Origin of the sequence: Parazoarcus communis (assembly GCF_003111665.1) — a bacterium.
GTDB lineage: Bacteria > Pseudomonadota > Gammaproteobacteria > Burkholderiales > Rhodocyclaceae > Parazoarcus > Parazoarcus communis_B.
In genome coordinates, this window is the sequence record NZ_CP022188.1 from 902,813 (window position 1) to 915,232 (window position 12,420).

Sequence of the window (12,420 nt, forward strand, 5' to 3'; positions counted from 1 at the left end):
GCGGCGAAACGGCAATACTACCGTCCGCCGCGCCTGCCGCAATCAGGCCTTGGCCCGTGCAGCGCGAATCTGCTTGAGCACTTCGCGCGCGGACTTCTGAATCGGCGTACCCGGCCCGAAGATGCCCTTGGCGCCGGCAGCGTACAGCGTGTCATAGTCCTGCGCCGGGATCACGCCACCAACGAAGACAATGATGTCGTCCGCGCCCTGGGCCTTGAGACCGTTGATCACGGCAGGAACCAGCGTCTTGTGGCCTGCCGCGAGGCTGGAGCAGCCGACCGCATGAACGTCGTTCTCCACCGCGTGACGCGCCACCTCTTCCGGGGTCTGGAACAGCGGACCGACGTCGATATCGAAGCCGAGGTCGGCAAAGGCCGACGCCACCACCTTGGCGCCGCGGTCGTGACCGTCCTGACCGAGCTTGGCGATCATGATGCGCGGACGACGGCCCTCTTCTGCCACGAAGGCTTCGATGTCGGCCTTGAGTTCTTTCCAGTCGCTGTCGTTTTCCACCACGGCTCCATAGACGCCAGACACGGCTTGCGGGTTGGCACGGTAACGGCCGAAGACCTTTTCCAGCGCGTCAGAGATCTCGCCCACGGTTGCGCGCAGACGCACGGCCTTGACGGCGAGATCGAGCAGATTGCCTTCGCTCGTCTCTGCACAGCGGGTCAGTGCATCCAGAGCGGCCTGCACCGCAGCGCTGTCGCGACTTGCACGGATTTTCGCCAGACGCGCCACCTGCGACTCACGCACCGCGTGGTTGTCGATGTCGAGAATGTCGATCGGGTCTTCCTTGTCGAGCTTGTACTTGTTTACGCCGACGATGACGTCCTTGCCCGAGTCGATGCGTGCCTGTTTGTCGGCTGCGCACTCCTCGACCTTCATCTTCGCCCAGCCCGACTCGACCGCCTTGGTCATGCCGCCCATGGACTCGATCTCTTCGATCAGCTCCCAGGCCTTGTCGGCCATGTCCTGGGTGAGCTTTTCCATCATGTAGGAGCCAGCCCAGGGATCGACCACATTACAGATGTGGGTCTCTTCCTGGATGATGATCTGGGTGTTGCGTGCAACGCGTGCCGAGAACTCGGTGGGCAGCGCAATCGCTTCGTCGAGCGCGTTGGTGTGCAGCGACTGGGTACCGCCGAACACGGCCGCCATGGCCTCGATGGTGGTGCGCACCACGTTGTTGTACGGGTCCTGCTCGGTGAGCGACCAGCCGGAAGTCTGGCTGTGCGTGCGCAGCATCATCGACTTCGGGCTCTTGGGATCGAACTGCTTCATGATCCGCCACCACAGCAGACGCGCCGCGCGCATCTTGGCGATCTCGAGGTAGAAGTTCATGCCCACCGCCCAGAAGAAGGACAGGCGGCCGGCGAACTTGTCCACATCCATGCCGCTGGCGATGCCGGTGCGCACATACTCCAGGCCATCGGCCAGGGTGAAGGCGAGTTCGATGGCCTGGTTCGCGCCGGCTTCCTGGATGTGGTAACCCGAAATCGAGATCGAGTTGAACTTCGGCATGTGCTGCGCGGTGTAGCCGAAGATGTCGGCGATGATCTTCATCGACGGCGTCGGCGGGTAGATATAGGTGTTGCGGACCATGAACTCCTTGAGGATGTCGTTCTGGATGGTCCCCGACAGCTTTTCCTGCGACACGCCCTGCTCTTCGGCAGCGACGATGTAACCGGCAAGAATCGGCAGCACCGCACCGTTCATGGTCATCGACACCGAGACCTTGTCGAGCGGGATGTTGTCGAAGAGGATCTTCATGTCTTCGACCGAGTCGATTGCCACGCCAGCTTTGCCAACGTCGCCGAGCACGCGCGGATTGTCCGAATCGTAGCCGCGGTGGGTGGCCAGGTCGAAGGCCACCGACACGCCCTGACCACCAGCGGCAAGCGCCTTGCGGTAGAAGGCATTGGATGCTTCGGCGGTGGAGAAGCCGGCGTACTGGCGGATGGTCCACGGTTTGACCGCATACATCGTCGGCTGCGGGCCACGCAGGTAGGGCTCGAAGCCCGGCAGGGTATCGGCGTGCTTCAGACCTTCGATATCGGCTGCGGTGTAGAGCGGCTTGACTGTCAGCCCTTCCGGCGTCGTCCAGTTCAGCTTGGTCACATCGCCTTCAGGGGCGTGCTTGGATGCAGCCTTGGTCCAGGCATCCAGACCGGGCTGGGAATAAGTGGGCTCGTTGGCGTTCGACATGAAAAACCTCTCTGACACATTGGCCGCATAAGCGGCATTGCGTTGCTTGGCGGATTTGCCGCGACTTCCACACGACGACGAGACCGCCCGCAATAGTTCGCGGGCGGTCGCCGACGCTTCGCTACGCGGCGTAGTCCCTCTCATGTTCTTCGGGTTTTCACCCGAAGCCTCCCATGCTACGCCGCGCCAAGGAAGTTGACTTGTTCAACAGCACGAATAATACTTTATCCATAATTATGAATGCAATGGGTCGAGGACATCTCCTTGAATAAGCTATGATCTGCGACCCTTCGGAGATCCACTCTCGCCATGACCGAAACCCGCATCGCCCCGCTTGCGCTGTACCAGGAGGTCGCAGAACGCCTGCGCCAGCGCATCTTTGCGCACGAACTCAAGCCGGGCACCTGGGTGGACGAGCAGGCGCTGGCAGAGGATTACGGCATTTCCCGCACGCCGCTGCGCGAAGCGCTCAAGGTGCTGGCATCCGAGGGGCTGGTAACGCTCAAGCCGCGCCGAGGCTGTTATGTGACCGAGATCTCCGAGCGCGACCTGGATGAAGTGTTCAAGGTCATGGCGATGCTCGAAGGTGAGTGCGCCCGCACCTCGGCGAGTCGCGCCAGCGAGACCGAACTCGGCACCCTGAAAGCCATTCACGCCGATCTCGAGAAAGCCGCCAGCGCGCAGGACATCAACGCCTTTTTCGAAGCCAACCAGGCCTTCCACCACGAACTGCAGCGCATTGCGGACAACCGCTGGCTACTGCACGTGATCGAAGACCTGCGCAAGGTCATCAAGCTGTCGCGCCATCACTCCCTGTTCTCCGAAGGCCGGCTCGAGCAGTCACTGGCCGAGCACCGCGCCCTTCTCGACGCCCTGCTGGCGCGCGACGCCGACGCCGCAGACCAGCTCATGCGCGAACACATCCGCAGCGGCCGCGAAGCCCTCGCCCGCATTGCCGACGCACGCAACCGCGCCGCCTGAACTCGCCCCCGCGCGGCAGCGTCGGCGCGATGCTCAGCCCGCGTCCTTGGTTACCAGGACCTGATCGATACGGTAATTGTCGATGTCGACCACTTCGAACTTGTAGCCAGCGTAGATCACGTGGTCGGTGCGCTTGGGTACCTTGCGCAGCCGGTACATCAGAAAGCCCGCGATCGTCTCGTAATTTTCGAATCCCTCGAACACCGTGATCTGCAGCGCCTGCATCACGTCCTCGATCGGCGTCACGCCGTCGATGAGCCAGGACTGATCGTCGCGACGCACGATGAGCTCCTCCTGGAAGGGACTGCCGAGATCGCCCATCACCGTGTTCATCACGTCCTGCAGTGAAAGCAGACCGACGACCAGCGCGTACTCATTGACGATCAGCGCAAAATCCTCCTTGGCTGCACGAAACTGCTCCAGCGCCTCGAACAGGGTCAGCGTGTCGGGCAGCACCAGCACCTTGCGCACGATCGGCTGCGTGCGCAGCGAAAGCTCCAGCCCCTGCAGAATGCGGGGCAGAATGTCCTTGGAGTCGACATAGCCGATCACGCTGTCGATTGAGTTCTCGCACACCGGAAACTTGCCGTGTGGATGCTCGGCGATCTTGCGCCGGATACTGTCTTCGGTTTCGCCCAGGCTCAGAAAGACAATGCTCTCGCGCGCGGTCATCGCCGACGGTACAAAGCGGGAATCCAGTTCGAACACGTTCCTAATCAGGTGCTGCTCCTGGCGCAGCACGCCGCCAGCCTGCGCACCGGCATCGGCCATGGCCACGATATCGGCGGCGGTAATGCTCTCGATCCGTTCGCCGGACACGCCGAAGAAGCGAAACAGGCGGTTGGCAAGTCCGTTGAATATCCACACCAGCGGAGCAAACACCCTCATGCACAGCAGCATCGGGCGCACGATGATCAACGCGATGCGTTCGGGCTCGACCATGGCCAGACGCTTGGGCATCAGATCGGCAAACAGCACGAAACACGAAGTCACGAAGGCAAAGGACAGGGCAAAACTGATGGAGCCGAGCATCGGCCCGTCGTACGCGGGACGCAGCATCGCCTCCAGATGCGGCGACAAGGCCTTCTCACCGACGATGCCGCCAAGAATGGCGACCGCATTGAGGCCGATCTGCACCACGGTGAAGAAGTTGCCGGGACTGCTTTGCAGCAGCAGCACGCGCTGCGCATTGGGGTCGCCGCCGTCAGCCATCAGGCGCAGCTTGATCTTGCGCGCGGCAGCCAGTGAAATTTCGGAAATGGAGAAAAATGCGCTGATCGCAATCAGCAGGAAAATGACGAAGATATTGTTCAGCAGGCTCACGATGACTCCAGGCCCGACAGCTAGCGCCATCTGCACCAGCCGGAGCACCTGTCGTCGAGTCTATCACCGCGGCGTGACATCGTCCTCCGCGGAAGCATGCGTCATGTCCGCCGGCACCACCCAGCGATCGTAATCCTCTGCGCTCACTTTCCCGCTCGCAATCGCCGCCTCACGCAGGCTCAGGCCCTCGCGATGGGCGTGCTTGGCAATCGCCGCCGCGCTGTCGTAGCCGATGTGGCGATTGAGCGCAGTCACCAGCATCAGATTGGCGTCGAGGTGCTTGCGGATGTGCTCGAGATCGGGCTCGATACCGCGTGCGCAGTGGCGTTCGAAGGCATCGCAGGCATCGGCCAGCAGCGCAATGCTCTCGAGTACGTTGTGCGCCATCACCGGCTTGTAGACGTTGAGCTGGAAATTGCCCTGGGTGCCAGCAAAAGCCACGGTGGCATCGTTGCCGAACACCTGCGCACACACCATGGTGAGCGCTTCGCACTGCGTCGGGTTCACCTTGCCGGGCATGATCGAGGAGCCGGGCTCATTCTCCGGGATGCGCAGTTCGCCAATGCCGCAGCGCGGGCCGCTGGCGAGCCAGCGCACATCGTTTGCCATCTTCATCAGCCCGCCTGCCAGCGTGCGCAGGGCTGCCGAGGCCTGCACCAGCGCGTCATGCGCCGCCAGCGCAAAGAACAGGTCGGCCCCACTCACGAACGGATGTGCCGTCAGCTCGGCGAGCCGGGCGGCCGTGCTCGCACCGAAGCGCGGATGCGCATTGAGCCCGGTCCCCACCGCCGTGCCGCCGATGGCGAGCGAATACAGGCCGGGAAGTGCAGCACGAACACCCGCGATCCCGAAATCGATCTGGCTGACCCAGGCCCCGATCTCCTGCCCCAGGGTCACCGGAGTGGCGTCCTGCAAATGCGTGCGGCCGGTCTTGACCACATCGCGGAAAGCCGCGGCCCGCGCCGCCAGCGTATCGCGCAGGCGGGTGACCGCCGGGAACAGCCGCTGATCCAGCTCGGCGACGACGGCGAGATGCATCGCCGTGGGAAAGGTGTCGTTCGATGACTGCCCGCGATTCACATGATCGTTCGGGTGCACCGGATGCTTGCTGCCCAGCGTACCGCCAGCCATCTCGATGGCCCGGTTGGCGATCACCTCGTTGGCATTCATGTTGGACTGCGTACCGGAACCGGTCTGAAACACCACCAGCGGGAAGTGGGCGTCGAGCTCGCCCGCGATCACCTCGTCGGCCGCACGCACGATCAGCCCACCGATGTCAGGCGGCAGCTCGCCGAGCGCCACATTCGCCTCCGCAGCAGCCCGCTTCAGCAAGCCCAGCGCCCGGATCATCGGTCTTTGCCAGCGAAAGCGCTCGACGCCGATGGCAAAGTGGTGCAGCGAGCGCTCAGTCTGAGCCCCCCAGTAGCGGTCGCGCTGAACGTCGATCTCCCCCATTGAATCGGTCTCGATACGCACGGTGTCCATGATGCTCTCCGGATTGGCTTCGTGAATATTGGATCGTATCTGAGCGGATTTGATCCGGAGAAAGCAAAAAACCCCGCAGGGCGACAAGCACCATGCGGGGTTGAATCCGGTTTCGGGGCATGCCCCGAAAGATCACCCGTGAATCAGTGTGCAGCTGCAGTCGCCGCACCCACGCCGGTTTGAGCGCGCACGTACTGGTCGCCGAAGGCTTCACGTTCGTTCTGCGCTTCGCCACTGTTGTCGAGCAGCGAAACGATGATCGTGGCAAGGAAGGCCAGCGGCATCGAGAACAGTGCGGGCTGGGTGTAGGGGAAGATCGGCGAGGCATAGCCCAGCACATCCACCCACACCGACTTCGACAGCACGACGAAGGCCACCGCGCTGAACAGGCCGAGGTAGCCGCCCGCGAGGGCGCCACGCGTAGTCAGCCCCTTCCAGTACATGGACATGATCAGCACCGGGAAGTTGGCCGACGCAGCCACACCAAAGGCCAGCGCGACCATGAAGGCCACGTTCATCTTCTCGAACACCATGCCGAGCAGCACGGCAACCACACCCAGACCGATGGTGGCGAACTTCGACACACGCAGTTCGGTGGACTCGGACGCCTTGCCCTTCATGATCACGCGCGAGTAGATGTCGTGCGAGATCGCCGAGGCACCGGCCAGCGCCAGGCCCGACACCACGGCCAGGATGGTTGCAAAGGCCACTGCAGACAGGAAGCCCAGCAGCAGGTTGCCGCCCACGGCCTGCGCCAGGTGCATGGCGACCATGTTGTTGCCGCCAACGATCTTGCCGCCAATCTCGCCGCCCTCGAAGAACTCAGGGTTCTGACCGACGATCAGGATGGCTGCCAGGCCCATCAGCGCGATGACGTTGAAGAAGTAGGCAACAATCCCGGATGCGTACAGCACCGACTTGCGTGCTTCCTTGGCATCGGTCACGGTAAAGAAGCGCATCAGGATGTGCGGCAGGCCGGCGGTACCGAACATCAGGCCAATACCGAGTGAGATCGCAGTGACCGGATCGGCCAGCAGGCTGCCCGGAGCCAGCAGCTTGGCGCCCAGACGATGCACTTCCATCGCACGCGTGGTGAGCTCGTCAAAGCTGAAGTTGAACTGGCTGAAAGCGAGCAGCATCACGGTGGTGCCGCCGATCAGCAGCAGGCAGGCCTTGATGATCTGCACCCAGGTGGTGGCAACCATGCCGCCGAAGGTGACGTACACCATCATCAGCGCACCGACCACGAACAGCGCAACGTTGTACTCGAGACCGAACAGCAGCTTGATCAGCTGACCGGCACCCACCATCTGCGCCACCAGATAGAAGCACACCACGGTGAGCGAGCTGACCGCCGCCATGGTCCGCACCTTGCCCTGGTTAAGGCGGTAGGAGGTGATGTCGGCAAATGTGAACTTGCCCAGGTTACGCAGGCGTTCAGCCATCAGGAACAGGATGATCGGCCAGCCCACGAAAAAGGCGATCATGTAGATGTAGGCGTCGACGCCCTGCATGTACATCATCGCGGTCAGGCCGAGCAGGGTGGCCGCAGACATGTAGTCGCCCGCGATCGCCAGACCGTTCTGGAAGCCGGTGATGCCGCCGCCAGCGGTATAGAAGTCGGCGGTCGTCTTGGTGCGGCTTGCAGCCCAGTAGGTGATGGCGAGCGTCATCAGCACGAACACAAAGAACATGCCGATCGCGTGCAGATTGAGCGGTTGCTGGACCGTGGCTTCAACAGCAGGCCCTGCCAGCGCCGCAGCCGAGCAGGCGAGTGCGCCGGAAGCGACACCCATACGGGAAACGATGGACGCGCGCATTATTTTTCTTCCTTCCACGCCGCACGGACGATTTCATTGTTGATGTCGTCGAATTCGCCGTTGGCACGACGCACATACACCAGCGTCAGCACCCAGAACAGCACGAACTGGAACAGGCCGAGTGCGATACCGAGCGTGAGGTTGCTGCCCTCGAAGAGGCGCATTGCAATCACGTCGGGCGCGAAGGCCACCGTCAGCACGAAACCATAGAAAATCACCAGCACCACTGCGGAAAGCCTTGTAGCAAACCGCGTACGCTTGGCCACCAGTTCCGCGAATCGCGGATTGCGCCTGATGTGCGCATACATTGATATAGACACGTCTACTCCCCCTCCAAGAAAACAACGAAAAATCGTCGCTTCCTCCACCCTCCTCCATGTGGCTGTGCCGTCTTCCGCGGCGCATGCCAAACGGGCGAATGATATATCATTCATAAGACTCCATACTATTCCGTATGGAAAAATAAATAATTTTTTTGCGCGTGGGACAATCGTGGTTTTCCACATCAATGCGCGGCCCTTTTTACCGTGCATTTTCAGTCCCTTTCGCGCCCACCTTCGACCGGAGTCAACACAAGATGGATAGCCAGATCATTGTCGATCGCGCCGACGGCATCGCCACCGTTTCACTCTCCAATCCAGACCGGCTGAACGCGGTCAACGCTGCGATGTGGCGGGATCTGCGTGCGGCGATGGAACACTGCGGACGCGATGCAGAGGTACGCTGCGTCATCCTGCGCGGGGCAGGCGACAAGGCTTTCGCCGCGGGTGGCGACATCGAGGAGTTCCTGACCGTCCGCGCCACCGTGGATGACGCCCTGCACTACCACGAGGAACTCGTGGCCGCGGCACTGGACGCAATCCGCAACTGCCCGGTACCCACGGTCGCCGCGATTCAGGGCGCCTGTGTCGGGGGGGGACTGGAGATCGCAGGCTGCTGTGACATCCGGATTGCGGGTGCGTCCGCCCGCTTCGGCGCCCCCATCAACAAGCTCGGCTTCTCGATGTATCCGGGCGAAATGGCCGGCCTGCTGGCGCTGGTCGGCCCCGCCGTCGTACTTGAGATCCTGCTCGAAGGCCGCATTCTGGATGCGCAGGAAGCCCTCGCAAAGGGACTGCTGACGCGGGTTGTCGACGACGAGCGCGTCATCGACGAAGCACTCGGCGCTGCCGGACGCATTGCCGCCGGCGCACCACTGGTTGCGCGCTGGCACAAGCAATGGGTGCGCCGCCTGATGACGGGCGCCCCGCTGAGCGAGGACGAACGACGCAGTGCATTCGACTTCCTCGCCACCGACGACTACCGCGAGGGCATCGACGCCTTCCTCAACAAACGCAAGCCGGTGTTCAAGGGGCATTGAGTGCCCGCGGAAACGTCAGCTGGCGGCAGCTAGCATCAAGGCGTCGATGTCGATGGCAGACTCGATCGAATCGGCGAGCCGGTCGAGATCGGCTTCGCGGCGCGCGGCGAGGTCGACGCGCTCAAGCGCCCCTTCGGCGCCCGCCCAGCGCAGCAGCGCGTCAAGGGCCGCGGGCGAATCGAATAACCCGTGCACATAGCTCCCCATCACCTGCCCGTCGGCCGACAGGGCGCCGTCGGGGCGGTCGCCGGCCAGCATCAGCGCCGGACGCTGCAGGGCGGGGCCGCTCGATACCCCCATGTGAATTTCGTAGCCGCTGACGACAGGATCGCCCCCGAGACAGAGCGTCCCGCTGACGTTCTCAAGCTGCTTCTCGCGCTCGAGAACGGTCTCCATGTCGAGCACACCGAGGCCGGACACGGTGTCTGCCCGCCCCTCCACGCCATGGGGATCGCCGAGCGAGCGTCCGAGCATCTGGAAGCCGCCGCAGATCCCCACCACCTTGCCGCCGTAGCGCAGGTGCTTCAGGATCGCCTGGTCCCAGCCCTGTTCGCGCAGCCATGCGAGGTCGGACTGCACGCTCTTGGAACCGGGCATCACGATCAGGTCCGCGGGCGGCATCTCCTGCCCCGGCCCGACCCAGCGAAAATCGACCTGGGGATGGAGACGCAGCGCATCGAGATCGGTGTGATTCGAGATGCGCGGATACACCGGTGCCACCACGCGCAGCACCGGCACCTCGCCGCCGCCATCCACGGTCGCATCCGCGAGCGCATCCTCCGCGTCCAGAAACAGGCCGTGCAGATAGGGCAGCACGCCGAACACCGGACGGCCGGTGCGGGCTTCCAGCCAGTCGAGCCCCGACTGCAGCAGGCCGATATCGCCGCGGAAGCGGTTGATCACGAAGCCCTTCACCCGCGCCTGCTCCGAGGGCGACAGCAGGTCGAGCGTTCCCACCAGATGTGCGAACACCCCGCCACGGTCAATGTCGGCTACCAGGATGACCGGCACGTCGGCCGCTTCCGCAAAACCCATGTTGGCGATGTCGCGGTCGCGCAGATTGATCTCGGCCGGACTCCCGGCGCCTTCAACGAGTACGCATTCATAAGCGTCCGTCAGGCGCTGCCATGACTGCATGACCGCTGCCATCGCAGTGGGCTTGTAGTTGTGATAATCCCGTGCCGACAGGTTCGCCGCCGGCCGCCCATGGATGATCACCTGCGCACCGATGTCCGAAGAGGGCTTGAGCAGCACCGGGTTGAAGTCGGTGTGCGGGGCCACCCGCGCCGCCACCGCCTGCAGCGCCTGTGCCCGGCCGATCTCGCCGCCGTCGGCTGTGACCGCCGAATTGAGTGCCATGTTCTGGGGCTTGAACGGTGCCACCCGCAGTCCGCGGCGCACCAGTGCACGCGCCAGACCGGCAACCAGCGTGCTCTTGCCCGCATCGGAGGTGGTGCCCTGCACCATCAGCGTGAAGACCTTGGTCATGTATTTGCATCCGTGCGCTGAGTCGGGCCGCGATTATCGCTCATCCGTCGTCCTCGCCGGCCGTCGGGTTCGACTGTGTGCACCACATTCAGGCATCCGGTGCCGTTGTGATCGAGCTGCCAGCCAGTCGCATTTGCACGCCCCCGGTCACGCCGGAGGAGGCTTCCCGGAGAATCGTGAGCGGGAACTCTCCCGTCCGTTAGCACTCAGACGCATCGAGTGCTAACATGCAGCTTGAGGAGGACCTGAATCAATGTCACAAGCTTTGTCGTTTCCCGTACCGTCAGCCACAGGCAGCATCGACCAGTACATCCAGTCGGTGAATCGCCTTCCGATGCTCACCGAGCAGGAAGAGGTGAGCCTGGCGACCCGGTTGCGCGACGAGGGTGATGTCGAAGCAGCCCGTGAGCTCGTCATGTCACACCTGCGCGTGGTTGTTTCCATCGCCCGCGGCTATCTGGGCTATGGCCTGCCGCATGCCGACCTCATCCAGGAAGGCAATATCGGTCTGATGAAGGCCGTCAAGCGCTTCGACCCTGCACGCGGCGTGCGTCTGGTGTCGTTCGCGATCCACTGGATCAAGGCCGAGATTCACGAGTACATCGTGAAGAACTGGCGTCTGGTCAAGATTGCCACCACCAAGGCCCAGCGCAAGCTGTTCTTCAATCTGCGCAGTCTGAAGAAGGACTCAAGCACCCTGAACCCGGGTGAGGTGCAGACGATCGCCACCCACCTTGGCGTCAAGCCCGAAGAAGTGGTGGAGATGGAAACCCGCCTTGGCGGACGTGAAGTACCGCTCGATGGCAGCAATGACGACGATGACGAGCGTTTCGCGCCGATTGCCTATCTGCCCGATCCGCACGCCGAGCCGTCCGAAGCCCTTGAACAGGCCGAAAACGCACGTCTGCAGGACGAAGGCCTGCGCGATGCGCTGGGTTCGCTTGATGACCGCAGCCGCGCCATCGTTCAGCGTCGCTGGCTGACCGAAGGTGACAGCGCGACCCTGCACGAACTGGCTGCAGAGTACGGCGTGTCTGCCGAACGAATCCGCCAGATCGAAGCCAAGGCCATGCAGAAGATGCGCGGACTGCTCGCCGAAACGGTCTGAGCAAGGTCTCTCGGCATCACACCCGACAAACGGCAGCGGCAACGCTGCCGTTTTTGTTTCAGCGCCCGGCGAGCAGCTTGCCGATGTCTTCGCTGATGTTGTCTGCAGTTTCGCCGTGCTTCACATACAGCCGCAACTTGCCTGAGGGGTCGAAGACATAGGTCCCGGCCGAATGGTCGACCGTGTAGTTGCCGCCCTCGGTATCGCCACTCTTGCGATAGAACACGCGGAAATCCTTCGCCACCGCCGCCGTGGCATCGAGATCACCCACCAGCCCCAGGAAGCGCTTGTCGAACACAGGCACATACTGCGCGAGCAGCTCTGCCGTGTCGCGTTCGGGGTCGACGGTGACAAACAGCACCTGCACCTTGTCCGCCTCCGGGCCAAGCTTGCGCATCACCTCGCTCATGGTCGACAGATTGGTCGGGCACACATCCGGACACTGCGTGTAGCCAAAGAAGATCGTCACCACCTTGCCGCTGAAATCGGCCAGCGTTCGAGGCGTGCCGTTGTGGTCGTCGAGCGCAAGCGCCTTGCCGTAATCGGCACCGGTGATGTCGGTAGCGTGAAACGAAGGCGGGGGCTCGGCGCAAGCGCCGACCAGCAGCACGGTGGCTGCCACAATCAGGGAACGAAGCATCAGCAAG

General features: G+C 62.9%; 10 protein-coding genes. 3 read left to right on the forward strand and 7 right to left on the reverse strand.

Features of this window, described 5'->3' with window-relative positions:
• Positions 1–42: 42 nt before the first annotated feature.
• Positions 43–2,208 carry a methylmalonyl-CoA mutase gene (scpA, locus tag CEW87_RS04175; RefSeq protein ID WP_108971591.1) on the reverse strand — a complete coding sequence of 722 codons (2,166 nt, stop codon included), beginning with the start codon at positions 2,206–2,208 and terminating at the stop codon, positions 43–45.
• Between the two features lie 309 nt (positions 2,209–2,517).
• Here scpA and CEW87_RS04180 point away from each other — a divergent pair, with 309 nt between their 5' ends.
• Positions 2,518–3,189, forward strand: coding sequence for a GntR family transcriptional regulator (locus tag CEW87_RS04180; RefSeq protein WP_108971592.1), 672 nt, complete (start codon positions 2,518–2,520; stop codon positions 3,187–3,189).
• A gap of 33 nt (positions 3,190–3,222) precedes the next feature.
• Here the strand turns inward: CEW87_RS04180 and CEW87_RS04185 are convergent, their stop codons facing one another.
• The 4 genes from CEW87_RS04185 to CEW87_RS04200 all read right to left on the reverse strand — a co-directional run bounded on the left by CEW87_RS04185 (position 3,223) and on the right by CEW87_RS04200 (position 8,137).
• On the reverse strand, positions 3,223–4,512 hold the full coding sequence (locus CEW87_RS04185) for a hemolysin family protein (RefSeq protein ID WP_234421661.1): 1,290 nt from the start codon (positions 4,510–4,512) through the stop codon (positions 3,223–3,225).
• A gap of 63 nt (positions 4,513–4,575) precedes the next feature.
• Positions 4,576–5,997, reverse strand: a complete 1,422-nt coding sequence (gene fumC / locus CEW87_RS04190) for a class II fumarate hydratase (protein WP_108971594.1) — start codon at positions 5,995–5,997, stop codon at positions 4,576–4,578.
• Between the two features lie 143 nt (positions 5,998–6,140).
• Positions 6,141–7,817 (reverse strand): cation acetate symporter, encoded by a 1,677-nt coding sequence (locus tag CEW87_RS04195; protein ID WP_108971595.1) that lies wholly within the window; start codon positions 7,815–7,817, stop codon positions 6,141–6,143.
• Positions 7,817–8,137 (reverse strand): DUF485 domain-containing protein, encoded by a 321-nt coding sequence (locus CEW87_RS04200; RefSeq protein WP_420094127.1) that lies wholly within the window; start codon positions 8,135–8,137, stop codon positions 7,817–7,819. Before CEW87_RS04200 ends, CEW87_RS04195 begins: the two co-directional genes overlap by 1 nt.
• A 257-nt stretch (positions 8,138–8,394) precedes the next feature.
• On the opposite strand from CEW87_RS04200, the gene CEW87_RS04205 reads away from it, so the two are divergent.
• Positions 8,395–9,177 carry an enoyl-CoA hydratase/isomerase family protein gene (locus CEW87_RS04205; RefSeq protein ID WP_108971597.1) on the forward strand — a complete coding sequence of 261 codons (783 nt, stop codon included), beginning with the start codon at positions 8,395–8,397 and terminating at the stop codon, positions 9,175–9,177.
• A 15-nt stretch (positions 9,178–9,192) separates the two neighbouring features.
• Here CEW87_RS04205 and CEW87_RS04210 read toward each other — a convergent pair whose 3' ends face one another.
• Positions 9,193–10,665 (reverse strand): cobyric acid synthase, encoded by a 1,473-nt coding sequence (locus CEW87_RS04210; RefSeq protein ID WP_108971598.1) that lies wholly within the window; start codon positions 10,663–10,665, stop codon positions 9,193–9,195.
• Between the two features lie 253 nt (positions 10,666–10,918).
• Here CEW87_RS04210 and rpoH point away from each other — a divergent pair, with 253 nt between their 5' ends.
• Positions 10,919–11,773, forward strand: coding sequence for an RNA polymerase sigma factor RpoH (gene rpoH, locus CEW87_RS04215; protein WP_108971599.1), 855 nt, complete (start codon positions 10,919–10,921; stop codon positions 11,771–11,773).
• Between the two features lie 58 nt (positions 11,774–11,831).
• On the opposite strand, the gene CEW87_RS04220 is transcribed toward rpoH, so the two are convergent.
• Positions 11,832–12,413: an SCO family protein gene (locus tag CEW87_RS04220; RefSeq protein WP_108971600.1), complete on the reverse strand. Its 582-nt coding sequence runs from the start codon at positions 12,411–12,413 to the stop codon at positions 11,832–11,834.
• Between the last annotated feature and the right edge of the window lie 7 nt (positions 12,414–12,420).